Source organism: Sphingomonas montana, from assembly GCF_001956315.1.
GTDB classification, from domain to species: domain Bacteria; phylum Pseudomonadota; class Alphaproteobacteria; order Sphingomonadales; family Sphingomonadaceae; genus Sphingomonas_R; species Sphingomonas_R montana.
In genome coordinates, this window is sequence record NZ_KV887144.1 from 302,498 (window position 1) to 323,128 (window position 20,631).

At 67.5% G+C, this 20,631-nt stretch carries 11 protein-coding genes; 9 read left to right on the forward strand and 2 right to left on the reverse strand.

Annotation, left to right across the window (positions count from 1 at the left end; all coding sequences use genetic code 11):
• Window positions 1-17 precede the first annotated feature (17 nt).
• From BKY59_RS06100 to BKY59_RS06115, 4 genes are all read left to right on the forward strand, one after another.
• Window positions 18-1,370, forward strand: coding sequence for a glycoside hydrolase 5 family protein (locus BKY59_RS06100; protein ID WP_076069509.1), 1,353 nt, complete (start codon window positions 18-20; stop codon window positions 1,368-1,370).
• Window positions 1,370-2,380, forward strand: a complete 1,011-nt coding sequence (locus tag BKY59_RS06105; RefSeq protein WP_206362024.1) for a glycosyl hydrolase — start codon at window positions 1,370-1,372, stop codon at window positions 2,378-2,380. The genes BKY59_RS06100 and BKY59_RS06105 overlap by 1 nt, the downstream gene beginning before the upstream one ends.
• The gene (locus tag BKY59_RS06110) at window positions 2,359-3,474 is read left to right on the forward strand and encodes an SGNH/GDSL hydrolase family protein (RefSeq protein ID WP_076069797.1); all 1,116 of its coding nucleotides are present in this window, start codon (window positions 2,359-2,361) and stop codon (window positions 3,472-3,474) included. The genes BKY59_RS06105 and BKY59_RS06110 overlap by 22 nt, the downstream gene beginning before the upstream one ends.
• Window positions 3,475-3,561: 87 nt before the next feature.
• Window positions 3,562-6,096: a glycoside hydrolase family 3 protein gene (locus tag BKY59_RS06115; RefSeq protein ID WP_076069815.1), complete on the forward strand. Its 2,535-nt coding sequence runs from the start codon at window positions 3,562-3,564 to the stop codon at window positions 6,094-6,096.
• Between the two features lie 259 nt (window positions 6,097-6,355).
• On the opposite strand, the gene BKY59_RS06120 is transcribed toward BKY59_RS06115, so the two are convergent.
• Window positions 6,356-7,372, reverse strand: a complete 1,017-nt coding sequence (locus BKY59_RS06120; RefSeq protein ID WP_076069512.1) for a cupin-like domain-containing protein — start codon at window positions 7,370-7,372, stop codon at window positions 6,356-6,358.
• A gap of 89 nt (window positions 7,373-7,461) precedes the next feature.
• Window positions 7,462-10,854 carry a TonB-dependent receptor gene (locus BKY59_RS06125; protein WP_076069516.1) on the reverse strand — a complete coding sequence of 1,131 codons (3,393 nt, stop codon included), beginning with the start codon at window positions 10,852-10,854 and terminating at the stop codon, window positions 7,462-7,464.
• Window positions 10,855-11,087: 233 nt separating this feature from the next.
• On the opposite strand from BKY59_RS06125, the gene BKY59_RS06130 reads away from it, so the two are divergent.
• The 5 genes from BKY59_RS06130 (at window position 11,088) to BKY59_RS06150 (ending at window position 20,616) form a co-directional block, all read left to right on the forward strand.
• A complete protein-coding gene (locus BKY59_RS06130) occupies window positions 11,088-12,611 on the forward strand; it encodes a tryptophan halogenase family protein (protein WP_076069820.1) in 1,524 nt (507 codons plus the stop codon).
• Window positions 12,608-14,080 (forward strand): tryptophan 7-halogenase, encoded by a 1,473-nt coding sequence (locus tag BKY59_RS06135; protein ID WP_076069519.1) that lies wholly within the window; start codon window positions 12,608-12,610, stop codon window positions 14,078-14,080. The genes BKY59_RS06130 and BKY59_RS06135 overlap by 4 nt, the downstream gene beginning before the upstream one ends.
• The gene (locus BKY59_RS06140; protein ID WP_076069523.1) at window positions 14,077-15,615 is read left to right on the forward strand and encodes a tryptophan halogenase family protein; all 1,539 of its coding nucleotides are present in this window, start codon (window positions 14,077-14,079) and stop codon (window positions 15,613-15,615) included. Before BKY59_RS06135 ends, BKY59_RS06140 begins: the two co-directional genes overlap by 4 nt.
• A gap of 86 nt (window positions 15,616-15,701) precedes the next feature.
• On the forward strand, window positions 15,702-18,632 hold the full coding sequence (locus BKY59_RS06145; protein WP_083671909.1) for a glycoside hydrolase family 2 protein: 2,931 nt from the start codon (window positions 15,702-15,704) through the stop codon (window positions 18,630-18,632).
• A gap of 4 nt (window positions 18,633-18,636) precedes the next feature.
• Window positions 18,637-20,616, forward strand: coding sequence for a glycoside hydrolase family 97 protein (locus BKY59_RS06150; protein ID WP_076069526.1), 1,980 nt, complete (start codon window positions 18,637-18,639; stop codon window positions 20,614-20,616).
• The last annotated feature ends 15 nt before the right edge of the window (window positions 20,617-20,631 follow it).

A 20,631-nucleotide genomic window follows, 5' to 3' on the forward strand; every position in this document is an offset into this window, starting at 1 on the left:
GGGAGCGGACATTGAGGATGATCGATCGGCGCATGGCGCTTGTGGGCGGCGCGGCGCTGGCCGCCGGCTGCACGACCAGTGGCCCGCTAGGCACGCTGCCGCGCGGCGGCACCGGCCGCGCGGCAGGGTTCGTCACGGTCGATGGGCTCGGTTTCCGCCGCAACGGTCGGCCCTATCGCTATGCCGGCGCCAACATCTGGTACGGCGCATGGCTGGGCGCGGACACGGCGTATGGCGACCGGGCCCGGCTGAGCCGCGAGCTCGATCGGTTGCAGACGCTGGGCGTCCGCAACCTGCGCATCCTCGGGTCGGCGGAGCTTTCGCCGCTGAAGAACTCGATCACCCCCGGCTTCCGCGATGCGGGGCCGACGTACAATCAGGATCTGCTCAAGGGCCTCGACTGGACGCTCGCCGAAATGGCGAAGCGCGACATGACGGCGGTCGTCTACCTTACCAATTTCTGGGAATGGTCTGGCGGCATGATGACCTACCTGTCCTGGGTCAACGGTGGCAAATTCATCAATATGAACGATCCGGCCCACCCCTGGCCGGAGTTTCCGGACTGGAACGCCGCCTTCTACGCCAGTGGCCGCGCGCAGACGCTGTACCGCGACTATATCCGCGCCATGCTGACCCGCACGAACAGCGTCACCGGTGTCGCCTATGCCGCCGATCCGACGATCATGGCGTGGCAGCTTGCCAACGAACCGCGCCCCGGCGGGTCGGACGCGGTCGCCGTGCCCAATCTGCCGAATTTCTACCGCTGGATCGACGAGACCGCGCGCTACATCAAAACGCTGGCCCCCGATCAGCTCGTCTCTACCGGGTCTGAGGGGCTTAAGGGGTCGATCGAGCGCGAGGATGTCGTGCTGGCCGCGCACCGCCCGGCGTCGATCGACTATCTCACCACGCATATCTGGCCGAACAACTGGAGCTGGATGGATGCCGGCAACCTTGCGGGCACCTATGATGCCGGGGCGGTCAAGGTCGCCGGCTATATCGATGCGCATGTTCGCATGGCGCGCACGCTGGGCAAGCCGCTGGTGATCGAGGAGTTCGGGTATCCGCGCGACGGCCAGGACGCCTATGATCCGACGATCACGACCGCGTACAAGGACCGCTTCTACCGCCAGATCTATGCCGCGATCGAAGCGGACGCGAAGGCCGGCGGGCCGCTTGCCGGATCGAATTTCTGGGCGTGGAACGGCGAGGCGCGTACCCCCCATGCCGACCACCGGTTCCAGCGCGGCGACCTGGGCTATATGGGCGATCCGCCGCACGAACCGCAGGGCTGGTACGGCGTGTTCGACAGCGACGCGACGACGCAGGCCGTGCTCCGCGGGCATGCCGCGGCAATGGCGGCGCTCTGATGGCGCTGAACCGTCGCGAAGCGCTAGGCGCCACCGCCGCGATCGGCTTGTTGCACGGCACGCCGGCGCTGGCGGCGACCGCGAACCGGACGCTGACCAACCCGAATGCCACGCCCGCAGCCCGGCGGCTCTACGCCTATCTCTGGCATCAATATGGCCGCACGACGCTGACCGGCCAGCAGGAGCAGGGATCCGCCCCGCCGAACCCGAACGGCGAACTCGACTATCTCCGCCGGGTGACGGGCAGGCAGCCCGCGCTGCTCGGGCTCGACTATATCGACCCGCGCGACAATGATGCGGTGAACGATCGTGCGACGGAATGGGCGCGATCGGGCGGCATCGTCACGCTCTGCTGGCACTGGGGCGCACCCGATATTGGCACGGGGTATGAGAATTCGAAGAAGGATTTCGACGTTGCGGCCGCGCTGAAGACCGGCACGCCGCAGAATGTCGCGATGATGCGCGACATGACGGACATCGCGCGGCTGCTGGCGGTCCTGCGCGATCGCGGCGTGCCCGTGCTGTGGCGGCCGTTCCACGAATTCAGCGGCGACTGGTTCTGGTGGGGCAAGCATGGGCCGGACGCGTTCAAGGCGCTGTGGGCGCTGATGTACGACCGGTTCATCCGCGTCCACCGGCTCGACAACCTCATCTGGGTGCTCGGCTGGGCCGGACAGAATATCGATCCGGCCTGGTATCCGGGCCGCGCGCAGGTCGATATTGCGGGGGCCGACATCTATGCGCTCGATCATGGCAATCTGGCGAAGATGTTCGCGCAGGTGAAGGCTATCGTGGGCGATACGCTGCCGATCTGCCTGCATGAAAACGGCCCGGTCCCCGACCCGTCCCTGCTCGGCCCGTCCGCCGACTGGTTGTGGTTCATGACATGGCATACGCGCTGGCTGACCGGTGCCGACCAGAACCGGCCCGATCAGTTACGCCGCGATTTCGCATCGAAACGCTACATCACGAAAGATGAACTGCCCGCATGGCTGAAGGTTACGCGCTGACGATCTCCGCGATGCTGGGTGCCGCGCTGCTCGCCACCGCGGCGGTCGCCGCGCCGATCACCGTCACGCCGGTCGCGGCCGTTGCGGGAAAACCCCTGCCCCTGCATATCGGCGGCCGCGTGGACCGCGTGGTGGACGGATTCCGCCGGCAATGGCCGGGCACCTATTTCGAGGCGGCGTTCCACGGCCGCGGCATATTGTTCACGGTCGGGCCGGGCGATGTTGTCCTGACCGTGTCGGTCGACGGCGTCACCGTGACCAGGCTCGTCAAGCCGCGGCCCGGATCCTACCGGATCGACGGCCTGACCAGCAGTCGGCACAGCATCCGCGTCGCCGTCTCTAGCGAGAGCCAGGCCGCCCCGACCGTCTTCGGCGGGTTTCGGACGCTACCGGGCACCCGCGCTCTCCCCGCGCCCGCGCGGGCCCGGCAGATCGAGTTCATCGGTGACTCGCACACCGTCGGCTACGGCAATCTCGCGACGAAGCGCGACTGTTCGGAGGAAGAGGTTTGGGCCACCACCGATACCGCACGCGGCATAGCGGCCCTCACCGCGCGACGGTACGGCGCGGACTATCAGGTCAACGCGATCTCCGGGCGGGGCATCGTCCGCAACTATGATGGCGGTGCCGGCGCGACGCTGCCGACCGCCTACCCCTTCACGTTGTTTGACCGGGCAACGCGCTATGCCGATTCAGGCTGGCATCCACGGCTGATTGCCATCGCGCTCGGCACCAACGATTTCACGACGGCGCTCCACGCCGGCGAACCCTGGGCCGACCGCGCCGCGCTGCATGCCGATTACGAGGCGTCCTATGTCGCGTTCGTCAGGCGGTTGCGCGCCCGCGATCCGGACGCCCACGTTCTACTGTGGGCGACCGACATGGCGAATGGCGAAATCGCGGCGGAAGTGGCCAAGGTCGTCGCCCGCCTGAAGGCCGCGGGGGAACGCAATGTCGGGTTCGTGGTCGTGACGGACCTCGCCTTCTCGGGGTGCCACGCCCATCCATCCACCGCGGACGACGACAGGATTGCCACCACGCTGGCAAACTATATCGACGGCCATCCGGAAATCTGGGCAGCGCGCCGGCGATAGCCAAATCATTTGCGCAAACCGGTGCCAAGCCGGTAGCAGGCACAAGGAGGCTTGGATCGTGATCGCGTACCAAGCAGGGAGAGTATGATGTCGGCAGGTTTTTCCACGGCGATGGTAGCGCTACTTCTACAGACCGCGGCGGTGACGCCCCCGGTGCCCGCGACCGCACCGACGCCGTCGGCCGTCGCCCACCCCGAACTCTGGCCGACCGCCAACGCCCGCCCGCTGCGAGATCCGAAGGTGGAGGCGCGGATCGACGCGCTGCTGAAGCGCATGTCGATCGCCGACAAGGTGGGCCAGCTGATCCAGGTCGACATCGCGAGCATCACGCCGGCCGACCTGCGCACCTACAAGCTCGGATCGATCCTGAACGGCGGCAATGCCGGCCCGGGCGGCAACGATCTCGCCCCGCCCGGCGACTGGCTGAAACTGGCCGATGCCTTTTACGATGCGTCGATGGTCCGCAGCGACGGCCGCCCCGCAATCCCGGTGATTTGGGGAACCGATGCGGTGCACGGCAACAACAATATTCCGGGCGCCACGCTGTTCCCGCACAATATCGGCCTGGGCGCCGCACATGACCGCGATCTGATGCGCGAGATCGGCCATGTCACCGCGGTCGAAACCGCTGCCGCCGGCATCGACTGGACCTTCGCCCCGACGCTGGCGGTGGTGCGGGACGATCGCTGGGGCCGCACCTATGAAAGCTATTCCGAGGAACCGGCGATTCCGGCCGACTATGCCGGCGCGGTGATCGAGGGCGTTCAGGGGCGGGTCGGTACGAAGGAATTCCTGGCCCCCGACCGCGTGATCGCCACGACCAAGCATTTCCTCGGCGACGGCGGCACCGGCGGCCGCGACCAGGGCGACGCCCTTATCCCCGAAACGGTGCTGCGCGATGTCCACCTCGGCGGCTATCCGGCCGCGATCGAGGCGGGCACGCAGTCGGTCATGGCCAGCTTCTCCAGCTGGAACGGCGTCAAGATGCACGGCAACCGGAGCCTGCTGACCGGCGTGCTGAAGGACCGGCTGCATTTCGACGGCTTCGTCGTCGGCGACTGGAACGGCCATGGCCAGGTCCCCGGGTGCAGCAACGAGAGCTGCGCCGCCGCGATCAACGCCGGCCTCGACATGTTCATGTATTCGGGCAGCGGCTGGAAGGCGCTGTACGACAACACGCTGAAGCAGGCGCAGTCGGGTGAAATTCCCGCCGCCCGTCTGGACGACGCGGTCCGCCGTATCCTGCGCGTCAAGGTCCGCGCCGGCACGTTCGACCGTGGCCGGCCCTCGTCGCGCGCGCTGGCCGGCAAGATGAACCTGATCGGGGCGGCCGACCACCGTGCCGTCGCGCGCCGTGCGGTCCGCGAATCACTTGTGCTGCTGAAGAATGAGGGCGGGCTGCTCCCGCTCCAGCCGTCCGCGAACATTCTGGTCGCCGGCGGCGGTGCGGACAATATCCCGCAGCAGGCCGGTGGCTGGTCGCTGACCTGGCAGGGCGGCGGCACGACCAACGCCGATTTCCCCAACGCCGAAACGATCTGGTCCGGCATCGCCGCCGCGGTCAAGGCAGCGGGCGGGACGGCGACGCTGTCCGCCGACGGGGCCTTCACCAAGAAACCCGACGCCGCGATCGTGGTGTTCGGCGAGCCGCCCTATGCCGAATTCAAGGGTGACCGCCCCACGCTGGAATATAGCCCCGACGACAAGGCCGACCTCGCCCTGCTTCGCAAGCTGAAGGCTGCGGGCGTGCCGGTGGTCGCGGTCTTCCTGTCCGGCCGGCCGCTCTGGGTGAATGCCGAACTCAATGCGTCCGACGCGTTCGTCGCGGCGTTCCTGCCGGGCAGCGAGGGCGGCGGCGTGGCCGACATGCTGTTCCGCACGAAGGCGGGCAAGGTGGCCAATGATTTCCGCGGCACGCTCAGCTTTTCGTGGCCGAAGCGCCCCGACCAATATGTCCTGAACCGCACCGATCCCGGCTACGACCCGCTGTTCCCGATCGGCTACGGGCTGAGCTATGCCAAGCCCGGTCGCGTGCCGACGCTGGACGCGGTACGCCCCGCCGGCCTCGCCTCGGCGTCGAACGGCACCATCTTCGGCAAGGGGCGCGTGCCGGACGGCTGGTCGCTGACCCTGCTGGAACAGGATCAGTCCAAGGTCCGCCTGCTCGGCCCGAGTGCGACGACGACGACGAAGCGGCTGACCGCGTCGGCCGTCGATCGCCGTCAGCAGGAGGATGCCCGCAGCCTCGTCTGGGCCGGCGGCGTCGCCGAAACCCGGGTCGAAGCGGATCGGCCACTGGACCTGACGCGCGAGAGTAATGGCGAACTGAGCCTGGTCGTCGATGTCCGCGTCGATCGTGCGCCCAGCACGGCGGTCCGGCTCGGCATGGTCAGCAACGACGGCAAGAGCGTGACCGTCCCGATCACGAAGATGCTGGCCGCCACGAAGCCGGGCGAATGGCAGCAGGTGATCGTTCCGCTGCAATGCTTCGCGACGCGCGGCATCGACATGGCCCACGTCACGGCTCCGTTCGTGATGGCGACCGACGGGACGCTCGCCGTATCGATCTCCGACGTGAAGATCGACAGCGCGCCCGTACCGATGACCCGTTGCGGCGACTGAGGCCGGAGGCGGGTGACGGGTCCTGTGTCGAGGCGCGGTTCGCCGCCCGCGGCACAGGTCCCCGACTACGCTGCCACCCTTATGCGGGGCACATGGTTCGGGCGCTGGGTCGGGGTCGCAAAAGGCTGACCGCCACACCCGTCATCCCGGACTTGATCCGGGATCCAGCTTCTTGAGCGCAGCGCGTATGGCCTGGATCCCGGATCAGTCCGGGGATCACAAATGGTAAGTTGATCGAACTGCCACCCCCCAAAGGCAGTCAGAACCGTTCCAGCGTCCGGGCCAGGTAAGTGCGGATCGCGGCGGTGCGTTCCGGCGACGGCGGTCCGAGTACGCCCTGCGCGGTATCGGGCAGATGCCCGCCGGCCTGCCCCGCGTCGTCGGCGAACACATATTGGTCGAACCACCCACGCACCGCCGCGCGTTCGCCCGGCGGCAGGTCGCGGATCGCGAGGATCGCGTGGATCAGCGCGGGGAATGGCGACGCGGTGCCGGCATAGCCCCACCAGTAGTTCACCAGCACGTTGAACGCGCCGAGCGCCTTCACATCGTGCCACCACATCGACGGGATGAAGATCGCATCGCCCGGCTCCAGCACCACGACCCGCATCTGCGACCGCGCCGCGGCGAAGCGCGGATGGCGGTCGAGGTCGGGGGCTTCTAGGTCGACCATGCTAACCGGCTGCCCAGCGATCGTCCGGTCGAGCGGGCCGACATACAGGTTCGGCCCCTGGTCCGGCGGGAACAGGCAGAAGCGCCGTCGACCGGCGACCACGACCGCGACATTGCTCGACACGTCGTAATGCGTCGAGACGCGGCTGGCATTGCCGATCCACACGCGGGGCACGGCGTCCGGCGTCGGCAGGGGAAGCAGGTTCGCGGCCGCCCAGCCCGGCAGATGATCCTCCGCCGCCGCCGCCCCGGCATAGATGGCCGGCGCCCCCGCCACCCCTTGCATGGCCAGCAATTGTTCGACGAGCGACCGGATCGGCGCCTTCGTCCGTTCGAAATTGAAACCGCTCAGCGCATCGTCGTAGAAGAAGCGGCCGGCGATACTGGCCGGTCCCACCATGACGTCGGTGGAACGCCCGCCATCGAAGCGCAGGATGTGGTCCGCAATCGCCCGGTCGGACGTGCGCGCCGCCCGCACCGCGGGCCAGTCCGCCGCGAGGCCGCGCATCACGACCGGCACATAGCCGGTCGCAATATCCGCCTCGAACCGCGCCGTGTCGATCAGGCCGGTCTCGACAACCGGCAGGCCTGTGATCTCGTCCATCGGGTCGCCCTAATCCCGTGGGCCCGCCGCGTCGACCACCGGATCACTGACCTCCTGTCGAAGAAGACCGGATCCGGCGGTTCAGACGATCAGAAGGTCAGTCGTGCCGACAGCGTGTAGGAGCGGTCGTTCTTGAAGAAACTCCGCTTCGCCTCGAGCCCATCGCCGTTCAGCAGGAAGTTGGTCTTGGTCGTCTCGTCGAGCAGGTTGGACGCGGTCACGCCCAGCTTGAAGTTCGAGTTGACCGTCACGAAGGCCGATGCGTCGAGCTGGCCGGTCGGCAATGCGTAGACCGGCAGGAACGGGAAGCAGCAATCCCGATTGGTCAGCAGGAACTTCGACCGCCAGCTATAGGCAACGCGGGCGTAGATCGGACCCAGATCGTAGAAGCCGGCGACGTTGACCGTATGCTTCGACAGACCCTGCAACGGCAGGTTGTCATACAGCCCGGCAACGTCCTGCGGCGGACGGCTGCCGTCTGCGGCACCGTTGGCGGGCACCGGGTTCGGGATCTTGCCCGCCTTCACGAACGTGTAGTTCGCCTGCAGGCCGAGGCCGCGCAACAGGCCCGGCAGGAAGTCGTAGGTCTGCTGATAGGCAAGCTCCACGCCCTTGATCCGCGACTTGCCGTCGACGTTGGCCGGACCGTTGATCAGCACGTCGAACGTCTGGCCGTTGTTAGTCAATGTCCGGGTATAGCCGAGATTGTCGACGATGATGTTCGACAGCGTCTTGTGGAACACCGCGGCCGTCAGCGATCCGACCTTCGAGAAATACCACTCGCTGGTCACGTCGAACTGCGTGGTTTCGACCGGGCGCAGGAACGGGTTGCGGGCCTGCGCCTCGAACCGGTAGTTCCCGGCAGAATTGCCACCCGAAGGACTCGCACCGACATAGTTGCGCAGATCGCCGAAGTTCGGACGCGAGATCGCCTTCGATCCGGCTGCCCGGAACAGCAGCGTCGGCGTTACCTGCAGCTTCACGTTGGCACTGGGCAGGAAGAAGTCGTATTTCTGCCGAGCGACATCCGCGACGGATGCGCCGGTGGTACGGTCCGCTCCGCCGGATGCGAACGCGATGATTGCCGCCTGCTGCGCCGATGTTACCGTACAGATCGCGTTGATGGTGCCGCTAGCCGGCGGACGATCCCGTTGCGACTGGCAGAAACCGTTGACGTCGCGGGAATAGGGAGTTCCGGCCGGGCTGAGCGGCAAGCTGTCCGGATTGAAGATCGAGTTGGGTGAGGGGAAAGTCAGCGCGCCGTTCGACGAATCCTTGGTATTCACATACCGCAGGCCAACATTCCCGGTCAGGCTCATGCCATTGCCAAAATCATCGACACCGAAATCGGCTCGTACATAGGCAGCCATCGTCTGCTCGCGGTTGCGATACAATTCATTGTCGCGATATGCGCCATCGACAGTTACGCCGCTGCGATCCTCTGCCGGCTGGTAGGTGCCGCCGCCCAACGCGGTGATCCGGCGCAGCAAGTCCGTGAACGCGTCATGATCGGCCAAGATGTTGTCGGGGACGAACGTCGTCGACGGCGGCGTGTTGGTCTTGCCGCGGAAGAAGTTGCCGAAGCTGTAGAGCTGGCGTTCCTCGTTGCCCAGCGCGGCATAGCTGATCGGGCCATTGGCGGACCAGGTTTCGGAGAGATAACCCCAGTTGTTATAGTCGACCGCCTTCACCAGCTGCTTGCGGTCGGCGTAGCGCGCGCCGACCCGCACGGTGCGCAGGAACGCATCGTCGCTGACGTCATACTGCGCGTCGCCGCGGAACGCCCATTCGTGGCCGTCATTATCCTGCCGGCCGTTGAAGGCGTCGCGGAAATAGAGCGAGTTCGGATTGGCGAAATAGCTGGTCGTGTCGACGCCCGGCGTGATCGACGTGATCAGCGGAATGCCGCCGCGCAGGTCGATCGACGTCTGGCTGAACGTCGCGGTATCAAGGATGTCGTCGCGAACCTTGACCTTCGACGTTACATATTGCCCGTCAAGGTTCAGATGCAGGCGTTCGATCGGCTCGAACTTGATGTTGAGCGATTGATCCTGCGAAATCGACTTCGAAAAGAAATGCCGGTTGGACTGTGTCGTGAAGATGCCGTCCGGTGCGAACTGGCCGAGAACGCCGTAGCCGTTCGGACCATTGCCCTGCACGGGACCGGTGCGCTTGCCCAGCGTACCGCTGGTGAAGATGCCATCGTCGTCATAGGTGAAGTCGGTGCCGCCGACCGGGAACACGGTGTTCACGTCGCCATAATAGACGTTGGGTTCGACGGTATGCTCCAGCCAGTCCTCGCGCGATTCGGCGCGAACGAACTGCGCGGTGACCAGCAGCGTGCGGTCCGCATTCTCATACTGCGCAGCGCCGGAGAAGCCGATGCGCTGACGCTTGAAATCCTGCGACCGCGAGCCCGCGCCGAGCGGCGCATAGACCACGTTGCGGCCGGCGGGCAGCGGGAAGGTGTCGAACAGCGTGGACTCAAACGGGGTGCCACGGTTCAGCACACGGCCCTCGCCGGGATCCTGCACCCCGTTGCCGTTGCGGTCGTCGTTATAGCGCGGCAGCATCGACGAGACGAACACCGAGTCCGAACGGCTGTAAAGCTTCTGATAGGTGCCGCTGGCCAGAACGCCGAACCGGCCGCCATTGCCCAGATCGAACTGCTTGGACACCAGGCCGACCAGCTGCGGCGCGCCGCGCCGCGCCAGGTCGCCGATGTTCATGCCGCCCGACAGGAACAGCAGGTCCTTCGTGGAATCGAACGGCTTGCGGGTGTTGATGTTGACCGTACCGGCGATCCCGCCTTCGATCAGATCGGCGGTCAGGTTCTTGAACACCTCGACCGAACCGACGATTTCCGACGGGATGTCGTTGAAACCGATCTCGCGACCGCCACCGGCGGCGAACGCGTCGCGGCCGTTGATTTCGCCGCGGACATAGCCGAGCCCGCGGATGACGACGCCAGAACCCTGTGCGGAATAATGCTGCGAATCGTTCGGCGCGGCGAACCGGCTGATCGAAACGCCGGGCACGCGCTGCAACGCTTCGTTGACCGAACGATCGGGCAATGCGCCGATGTCTTCAGCGGTGATCGCGTCGACGACGGTGTCGGAATTGCGCTTGATGTTCTGCGCATTGGCCAGGCTCTGGCGGATGCCGGTAACGACGATCTCCTCGCGCTCCGCATCCGGGGTCGGGTTGCCCGCGTCCGGCGATGCGCCCGACGTGCCGGTCGTGGTGCTGGCCGAACCCGGGGCGGTGCCTGCGGTGGCGGCATCGACGCTGGTCGCGCCCGACGTTGTGCTGGCGGCACCCGGACCGGCCGGCGCAGGAACGCCCTGCGGATCGGCCGGGGCCGGCGCGACCTGGGCGAAGGCCGGCGTGGTGACGAAGGCGATGGCCAGCGCAGACACGCTCGCGCCGAACAGACGAGACGCAATACCGATCGTCCGCGACGACGACGCAACAACTGCCATGATAGACCCCTTCAACATCCTGCAGCACGCCGCCGTCGCTTGTTCAGCAGACGTTCCGAACGTGCCTCCCTATCGATACGAACGGTGACCGTTCCTATGTCCGATCTGGTAGGCGGCTATTTTTTCGGCCACAAGCTGAATAAGGCAAATTGATAGACAGATATGTCGGACGGCGCCGTATTGTTGCTAAAGTGTAACAGGCGGGCAACGGACCGTCCGGGTGAGAGGGGATGATGACGGGCATCGATCGCACGCGCGTGGTGGTTTTGGGTGGCGGGACTGCCGGCTGGATGACGGCGGCGGCGCTCGTTCGGCTACTGCCCACCGCCTGCACCGTCGACCTGGTCGAGTCGGCCGAAATCGGCATCGTGGGCGTGGGCGAGGCGACGCTGCCGCATATCCGCGCCTTCGTGCAGCGGCTGGGACTGGACGAGGCCGATTTCATGCGCGCCACGCACGCCACGTTCAAGCTGGGCATCGATTTTCGCGATTTCGGCGCTATCGGCGACAGCTATATCCACCCGTTCGGCACGTTCGGCCGGCCGCTCGCCGATGTCGGCTTCCACCATTACTGGCTCCGGCTGGCAAAGGAGGGCCGGGCCGGGCCGATCGGCGACTATTCGGTCGCGGTGGCCGCCGCGAAGGGCCACCGATTTGCCATCCCGGACGGACCGGCCGACGATCTGGCGGCCAGCTTCGGCTATGCCTATCAGTTCGACGCGAACCTGTTCGGCCCCTATCTCCGCCGCTTTGCCGAGGAGCACGGGGCCCGCCGGACCGAAGGCCGGGTACAGTCGATCGATCGCCATCCCGAAACCGGCGACGTTCGCGCGGTGCGGCTGAACACTGGCATGACAATCGAAGGCGACCTGTTCGTCGACTGTTCCGGCTTCCGCAGCCTGTTGCTGGGCGATGCGATGGCCGAACCCTGGGAGGACTGGTCGCGCTGGCTGCCGTGCGACCGCGCCGTCGCGATGCCCTGCGCCTCCCCCGCCGGGCCGATCGAACCCTATACCCGCGCCACGGCGAAGAGCGCAGGCTGGCAGTGGCGCATTCCGCTGCAGCACCGCGTCGGCAACGGCTATGTCTATTCCAGCGCGCATCTCGACGATCAGGCGGCGGCCGACGCGCTGGTCCGTTCGGTCGAGGGTGCGCCGCTTGCCGATCCGCGCTTCCTGAAATTCCGGGCCGGCCGCCGGCGCAACAGCTGGGTCGGCAACGTCGTCGGCGTGGGGCTCGCTTCCGGCTTCCTCGAACCGCTCGAATCGACCAGCATCTACCTGGCGCAGATGGCGATCACGCAGCTGATCGAACTGTTCCCGCAGCGGGCGGGCACGGACGGCATCGCCGCCGGCGACCGCGCCGAATATAACCGCATGGTCGACATGGAATATGACCGGATCCGGGACTTCCTGATCCTGCATTATCACGCCACCCGCCGCGACGATTCAGATTTCTGGAACCATGTCCGGACGATGGACATCCCCGATACGCTGGCGGAAAAGATGGACCTGTTCCGCCGCGCCGGTCGGGTCGCGCATTATAGCCAGGGCCTGTTCCTCGAACCCAGCTGGATCGCGGTCTATCTTGGCCAGGGCATCGTCCCGCAGGCGTGGGACCAGCGCGCCGACGGCCCGGCGCTCGATACGCTGGAACGCGCGGTGGGCAAGCTGCGCACGCAGGTGGCCGACACCGCCGCCGCGATGCCCGATCATGCCGCATTCCTTGCGCATCGCAATGCGACGATCGCCGCATGACGGGACGGCCGCCCGTCGCCAGCATCGCGGTCCTCGGCGCGGGCATCGTCGGGCTTTCGGCCGCCATCGCCTTTGCGCGCGCCCTGCCGGGCCTGTCCGTGACGGTGATCGAGACGCCGCCCGACCCGGCCGCGCTGGCGGACCGGATGCCCGGTACGCTGCCGTCGATCGCGACCTTCCACGACCGGATCGGCCTTGGCGAGGCCGACCTGATCGCCGCCGGCGCGACGCACCGCATCGGGACCCGGCTGTCAGACTGGCGCCACGATGGCGCGCCGCTGGTGCTGGCGCATGGTGATCGCGGTGCGGCGGTCGCGCCCGGCGCGTTCCACCAGCATTGGCTGAACGCGCGCCGCGCCGGCAGGGTCGCTGCGTTCGATGCCTTCTCCTCCGCCGCGGTGCTGGCCGCCGCGGACCGGTTCGTGCATCCGTCCGACGACCCTGCGTCGCCCCTGTCGAAGTTCGGCTATGCGCTCCGGCTCGATCCGCCGCGCTACCGCGACCTGCTGCGCGCGCTCGCCCGTCATCTTCGCATCGTCCCGACCATCGGCGACCTTGCCGGTGTCGAGCGGCACCCGGACGGCGGGGTGGCGGCGCTGCTGCTGACCGACGGCCGGCGGATCGCGGCCGACCTGTATCTCGACTGTTCCGGCCCCGCTGCCCGGCTGCGCATGAGCGTTGGCACGGGGCGCGCGGACTGGGGCGCGTTCCTGCCGGTGGATCGGCTGCTGATCGGCACCGCGCCGCCACAGCCGCCCACCCCGACCGACGACCTCGTGGCGCTGCCTACCGGGTGGCGCTTCGCCAGGCCGCTGCGTGACCGGACGCTGGTCGGTCTGGCCTATGTCGCCGGCCAGACACCGGACTCCAGCGCGCGCCGCATCCTGCCCGCAGGGGACGAGACGGTCGTCGTCGCGCCCGGTGCGCTGGCCGATCCCTGGGCGCATAATGTGCTCGCGCTGGGTGATGCGGCGGTGGCGCTCGATCCGCTGGGCGACGCCAACCTGCACCTGGCGCATGCCGCGATCCTGCGCGCGATCGACCTGCTGCCCGGCCGCGATTTCGGCGCGACCGAACTGGCGGAATATAACCGTCGTTCCCACCGGCAGGCCATCCGCGTCCGCGCGTTCCAGGCCGCCCATTACCACCCCACCGGCCGCACGCGAGGTCCGTTCTGGAAGGGCCTGCACCGCCTGCCCCGCCCGGACGACCTTGCCCATACGCTCGATCAGTTCGCGCATCGCGGACGCCTGCCCTTCTACGAGGATGAGAGTTTCGATCCGGACGACTGGCACGGCCTGCTGCTGGGCCTGGGCATCATGCCGAATGTGCCGGACCCGATCGCGTCGGCCACCGCGCCGGCAACACTGCTTCCCGCGCTGGACCGGCTGGTGGACGGCATCGCGGCATTGCCGGCGCGCCTGCCGCCCTACCCCGCCTATCTCGCGCAACTGGAACGCCGCCGATGACGACCGCCTGCTCCCCCGCCCGCTCCCCCATCCGCAAGGTCGTGATCGTCGGCGGCGGCACCGCCGGCTGGATGGCGGCCGCGGCGGCCGCGCGGTTCCTGAACGACGGCACGCGGGAGATCGTGCTGATCGAATCCGATGCGATCGGCACGGTGGGCGTCGGCGAGGCGACCATTCCGCCCATCCTCGGCTTCAACCAGCTGATCGGCGTCGACGAACGCGATTTCATGGCCGCCACCGGCGCCACCTTCAAACTCGGCATCGAATTCGTCGGCTGGGACACGGGGCAGGATCGCTACATGCATGCCTTCGGGGGGCATGGCCGCGATATCCAGGGGCTGGCCTTCCACCAGCTCTGGCTAAAACTGCGCGACCGGGCCGGTGTCGGCGGGCTGGACGGCTATTCCCCCTCCGCGGTCGCCGCCTATCTTGGCCGCTTCGCCCATCCCGACCCGGCCCGCCCCGCCCCGCCCCTGGCCTACGCCTATCATTTCGACGCGGGGCTCTATGCCGCGTTCCTGCGCCGTCTGGCCGAAGCGGGCGGTGTCGTGCGGATCGAGGGGCAGATCACCGGCACGGACCGCGACGGCGAAACCGGTCATGTCGGCGCCGTCCGGCTGGACGACGGCACGACCGTGGCCGGCGACCTGTTCATCGACTGCTCCGGCTTCCGCAGCCTGCTGCTGGGCGAGGCGCTGGGCGTGCCGTTCGAGGACTGGTCCCACTGGCTGCCGTGCGACCGGGCGGTCGCGGTCCCGACCGAACCGAGCACGCCGATCCTGCCCTACACCCGCGCCACCGCGCGGCCCGCAGGCTGGCAATGGCGCATCCCGCTCCAGCACCGCACCGGCAACGGCCATGTCTATGCCAGCGCGCATATGTCGGACGACGAGGCGGCCGCCCTGCTGCTCGCCAATCTCGACGCGAAGCCGACCGCCGATCCACGCCATATCCGGTTCAAGGCCGGCCGCCGCGCGCGGATGTGGGAGGGCAACGTCGTGGCGCTGGGTCTTGCGGGCGGCTTCCTCGAACCGCTCGAATCGACCAGCATCCACCTGATCCAGACCGGCATATCGAAACTGTTCGCGCTGTTCCCCGACAGCGGGTTCGGCGCGGTGGAACGCGACGAATATAACCGGCTGATGGGCGACGCCTACACGTCGGTCCGCGACTTCATCATCCTGCACTATCACGCCACCCGGCGCGATGATTCCGCCTTCTGGCGCCACGTCCGTACCATGCCCGTACCCGACGGCCTGACCCGCAAGCTGTCGTTGTTCCGTGAGAAGGGCCGGATCTTCCGGTATGACGACGAACTGTTCGGCATCCCCAGCTGGGTGCAGGTCCTGCTCGGCCAGAACGTCGTGCCGGTCGGTTACGACCCGATCGTCGATGCGCTGGATGCCGACCGGGTCGCCGACGCGCTGCGCCAGATGCGGGCCACCACGCTGCGGTCCGCGCAGGCATTGCCGACGCATGCCGACTTCATCGCCCGGCACGCACCAAGCGGAGCGGCGCGGCAATTTGCCAAATGATTTGGCTTTTTCGTCCGACCATGCTCTTGTCGGGATGATCGCGCAGCCCGGCCAGAGAACCGGCTGCCCGCACAGGGGATGACTGCATGACCGACCGTCCGTTCCTTCTTGGCGCCTCCGCGCTCGCGCTGCTGCTCGCGTCGACCGCGATCGCGCAGCCCGCGCGGCTTCCGTCGGGCTACGCCACCATCGATCCGGTGCAGTCCGAATGGCCGGTCCAGGTGCGTCAGATGCCGGGCCAGATCACGCCGCAGGATGCCGCGACGCTGCCGCGCAGCCGCGCCCCGCTGTCCAAACCCGTTGCCAAGCCCGAACCGCGCGGCCCCGCGCTCGACCAGCGGGCACCCGGCCTCTGGACCGTCGCCGGCTGGCGCCTGGCGGAGGCACCCAAGGTGCGTGCGGACGGTGCCACGCTGTCGCGGGCCGGTTACGATGCGCGCAGCTGGTATGCCGCCACCGTACCCGGCACGGTGCTGACCACGCTGATCGACCGCGGCGTCTATCCCGATCCCGCCTTCGGCCTGAACAACATGGCCATTCCCGAACGGCTCGCGCGGCAGGATTACTGGTATCGCACTGAAATCACGGTCCCGGCCGAAACCGCCGGCCGGCATCTCGAACTGAATTTCAAGGGCGTGAACTATGCCGCCGAAATCTGGCTGAACGGGCGGTCGCTGGGCACGATGAAGGGCGCCTTCATCCGCGGCCGGTTCGATGTCACGGGCAAGTTGTTGCTCGGTCGCAACGCCATCGCGGTCCGCGTGTCGCCCCCGCCGCATCCCGGCATCGCGCACGAGGAATCGATGACCGCCGGCGTCGGCGAAAATGGCGGCATGCAGATGCTCGACGGCCCGACCTTCGTCGCGACCGAGGGCTGGGACTGGATCCCCACGATCCGCGACCGCAACACCGGCCTGTGGCAGGGCGTCGACCTGATCGCCACCGGCCCCGCCGCGATCGGCGATGCGCAGGTCGTGACGACGCTGCCGAAGCCCGACAACAGCGTGGCGAACGTCGAAATCACCGTGCCGGTCCGCAACCAGACCGACCGCGCGACCACCGCGACCGTCACCGCGCGGTTCGACGATGTGACCGTGACAAAGTCGGTTGCGCTCGCCCCCGGTGCCACCGCCGACGTGACGATGGCCCCCGCCGAATTTCCCGCGCTGGCCGTCCGCAATCCCAGGCTCTGGTGGCCGAATGGCTACGGCATGCCGGCGCTGCATGACCTGACACTCACCACGACGGTGGCCGGCGCGGTCTCCGACACCAGGTCGCTGCGCTTCGGCATGCGGCAGGTGACGTACGAGATATCGCTGATGGACAGGAACGACCGGCTCCGCCGCGTCGGGCTGGACCTGTCGAAGGCGCGGACGCTGGGGCAGCAGGTCGTCGACGGCACGCATCAGGGCATTCGCAAAACGCCGAACGGCTGGGCCGCCTCGCTCGTCCCCGGCGCGGAACGCTCGCCCGCGGTCACGCCGATCGCCGGCGATGCGGCGCTTGCCCCCTATCTGCTGATCCGCGTCAACGGCGTCAGGATCGCGGCGCGCGGCGGCAATATCGGCATGGACGATTTCATGAAGCGGACGGAACGGTCGCGGCTGCTGCCGTTCTTCCGGCTGCATCAGGATGCGAACCTCAACATCATCCGCAACTGGGTCGGCCAGAATACAGAAGAGACCTTCTTCGACCTTGCCGACGAACATGGCCTGATGATTCTCAACGACTTCTGGGAATCGACGCAGGACTATAATATCGAGGCGCAGGACATCCCGCTGTTCACCCGCAATGCGGAGGACGTCGTCCGGCGGTTCCGCAACCACCCGTCGATCGTCGTCTGGTTCGGCCGCAACGAAGGCGTGCCGCAACCGATCCTGAACGAGGCGCTGCAGACGATCGTCAACCGCAACGACGGCACACGGCTCTACATGGGGTCGTCCAACCGCGTGAACCTGCAGAACAGCGGGCCGTACAACTGGCGTCCCGAATCCACCTACTTCACCGAACATGCCAAGGGCTTCTCGGTCGAACTCGGCACGCCCAGCTTTCCGACGATTGAGGCGTGGACCCGCGCCATGCCCAAGGCGGATCTCTGGCCGATCGGCGACACCTGGGCCTATCACGACTGGCACCAGACCGGGAACGGCGCGGTCAAGAGCTTCATGGACGTGCTGGCGGTCCGTTACGGCGCGGGCACCAGCCTGCCCGACTTCGAACGCAAGGCGCAGATGATGGAGTATGACTCCTACCGCGCGATCTTCGAAGGGTTCAACGCAGGTCTCTGGACCACGAACACCGCGCGGATGCTGTGGATGACGCAGCCGGCCTGGCCGTCGTCTGCGTGGCAGATCTTCTCGTCCGACTATGACACGCACGGTGCCTTCTACGGCACGAAGAAGGCGTCGGAACCGGTCCATGTTCAGCTGAACCTGCCCGACCACAAGGTCGTGCTCGTCAACAACGGCCCCGCACTGTCCGGCGCGGTGGTCCATGCCAAGGTCACGTCGCTCGACAACCGCGTGCTGGCCGAACGCCGCGCCAAGGTCGGGGCCGGCGCGGGGCTGGTGGCGGACGCCTTCACGCTCGATCTGAAGCCGCTGACCGCGCAGGGCATGGTGCTGGTGGCGCTCGACGTCACCGATGCGGCCGGCAAGGTCCTGTCGCAGAACCTGTATTGGCAGGGGGCGAACGACGCGGCCTATCGCGGAATGACCCAAATGGCCCCCGCCCGCCTGACCGCCACCGCGTCCAGCCGCCGCGATGGGGAAGAGGTCGCGACGACGCTCGACCTGGCGAACGGCGGCCCGGTTGCTGCGCTCGCCACCAAGCTAACCGTCATGAACGCGGACGGCACGCAAGTCTTGCCGGCCTATTTCACCGACAATTATGTCTCGCTGCTGCCGGGCGAACGGCGGCGGATCGAGATCCGCTATCCCGCGACGGCCGCGAAGGGGACCACGACCGTCGCGCTGCGCGGCTGGAACGTGACCCCCGCCGCCGTGCCGGTCCGCTGATCCGATGCGGATCGCCCACAAGACGCTGATCGCCGCCGCCCTGATCGCCGGCACGACGGCGGTGTCCGCGCAGGACCGCCATCTCCTGTCCCCCGACGGCTCGGTCGATATCGCCATCGGCACGGACCCGACAACGAAAGGACCGACCTACGCCGTCGCCTTCCACGGCCGGCCGGTCATCGGCACGTCGCCGCTCGGCCTCGCGTTCGAGGGGTATAAGAAGCTCGGCCCCGATACCGCGGTCACGGGCGCGACGCGGGCCGGCGCGGACACGCGCTACCGCCTGATCGCCGGCAAGACATCGACAGCGCGCGATCACTATAATGAACTCACGCTCTCCCTGACCGAGACTACGGGTGCCCGCCGCCGGCTCGACATCCTGTTCCGCGCCTATGACGACGGCGTCGCGTTTCGTTACCGCCTGCCGGTCCAGCCCGGCTTCACCGACCTGCGGCTGGCCGGCGAGCTGACCGAATATGCCTTTCCGCGCGATTATCGCTGCTGGGGCCTCAACCTCGGACGCTTCGATACCAGTCATGAGGGCGAATATGATCCGATCGCCGCGTCGCAGGTCCGCCCGCATAATCTGTTCGAGACGCCCGTCACCTGCCGTACCGGTGACGGCAACACCAGCTTCGCGCTGACCGAGGCGGACCTGCGCGACTATTCCGGCGCCTACCTCACCGGGCGCGAAACCGGCGCGCTCGGTTTCGCCACGCGGCTCACCCCGCGGCTGGACGATCCGGCGATCGCCGTGAAGGCGGACGTTCGCACCACCGGGCTCACCACGCCGTGGCGTGTCGTGATGCTGGGTGACACGCCCGGCCGGCTGATCGAATCGACGCTGCTGACCAGCCTCAATCCTGCTCCAACCGGCGACTTCAGCTGGGTCAAACCCGGCAAGACCGCGTGGGACTGGTGGAACGGCCCCACTCTGAAGGCGCTGCCCGGCGGCGCGAAGATGAACGACGCGACGATCCGCGCCTATATCGATTTCGCCGCCGCCAACGGCCTGCCCTACATGCTGATCGACGAAGGCTGGTACGCCAACAGCGGCGGCGGCCCGCTCGTCTATCCGGGGGCGGACATCCTGTCCGTCGTCCCCGCGATCGACCTGCCCGGCCTTGTCCGCTACGCCGCCGATCGGAAGGTCGGGCTATGGCTCTGGGCCAACTGGCGCGTGCTGGATGCCAAGATGGACGCCGCCTTCGCGCGCTACGCCGCGATGGGGATCAAGGGGTTCAAGGTCGATTTCATGGACCGTACGGACCAGCAGATCGTCGAATTCTACCAGCGCATCTTCCGCGCCAGCGCCGACCACCGGCTGATGCTCGACCTGCACGGCGCCTATCACCCGACCGGCGCAACGCGCACCTGGCCGCAATTCCTGACGCAGGAAGGCGTGTTGGGCGCGGAATATAACAAATGGACGCGTCGCATCACCGCGCGCCACAATGTCACGCTGCCGTTCACGCGCGGGCTGGCCGGCCCCTACGACTATACCCCCGGCGGCTTCCGCAACGCGACGCCCGCAACGTTCCGGATCGAACCGGCCACGCCGATGGTCCAGACGACGCGCGGGCAGGCGCTGGCGATGTACGTCGTGTTTGACAGCCCGTTCATGGGCATCGCCGACAGCCCGGACAATTATGCGGGCGCGGCCGGCATGGATTTTTTGCGCGCCGTTCCCGCCAGTTGGGACGAGACGCGCGTCCTGTCCGGCGCGATTGGCGAACGGATCGTGATGGCCCGTCGTTCAGGCAGGGACTGGTATGTCGGCGCGATGACGGACGAAAACCCCCGCACGCTTGACGTGCCGCTCGCCTTCCTGGGGCGCGGGCGGTTCACGGCGACCGTTTGGCAGGACGGCGCAGCGCCCACCGATGTCGCCACTACCACCCGCACCGTCACCGCGCGCGACACGCTCCGCGTGGTGCTGGCGGGCAGCGGCGGTGCGGCCGTCCGCCTCGTGCCTGCACGATGACCCGCTCAAGCCATG

Bases quoted from the DNA above. Each gene is read 5' to 3' on its own strand.
- BKY59_RS06125 (WP_076069516.1), bottom strand. From the start codon at position 10,854: ATGGCAGTTGTTGCGTCGTCGTCGCGGACGATCGGTATTGCGTCTCGT.
- BKY59_RS06100 (WP_076069509.1), top strand. From the start codon at position 18: ATGATCGATCGGCGCATGGCGCTTGTGGGCGGCGCGGCGCTGGCCGCC.
- BKY59_RS06130 (WP_076069820.1), top strand. From the start codon at position 11,088: ATGACGGGCATCGATCGCACGCGCGTGGTGGTTTTGGGTGGCGGGACT.
- BKY59_RS06120 (WP_076069512.1), bottom strand. From the start codon at position 7,372: ATGGACGAGATCACAGGCCTGCCGGTTGTCGAGACCGGCCTGATCGAC.
- BKY59_RS06110 (WP_076069797.1), top strand. From the start codon at position 2,359: ATGGCTGAAGGTTACGCGCTGACGATCTCCGCGATGCTGGGTGCCGCG.
- BKY59_RS06140 (WP_076069523.1), top strand. From the start codon at position 14,077: ATGACGACCGCCTGCTCCCCCGCCCGCTCCCCCATCCGCAAGGTCGTG.
- BKY59_RS06145 (WP_083671909.1), top strand. From the start codon at position 15,702: ATGACCGACCGTCCGTTCCTTCTTGGCGCCTCCGCGCTCGCGCTGCTG.
- BKY59_RS06115 (WP_076069815.1), top strand. From the start codon at position 3,562: ATGTCGGCAGGTTTTTCCACGGCGATGGTAGCGCTACTTCTACAGACC.
- BKY59_RS06135 (WP_076069519.1), top strand. From the start codon at position 12,608: ATGACGGGACGGCCGCCCGTCGCCAGCATCGCGGTCCTCGGCGCGGGC.
- BKY59_RS06150 (WP_076069526.1), top strand. From the start codon at position 18,637: ATGCGGATCGCCCACAAGACGCTGATCGCCGCCGCCCTGATCGCCGGC.
- BKY59_RS06105 (WP_206362024.1), top strand. From the start codon at position 1,370: ATGGCGCTGAACCGTCGCGAAGCGCTAGGCGCCACCGCCGCGATCGGC.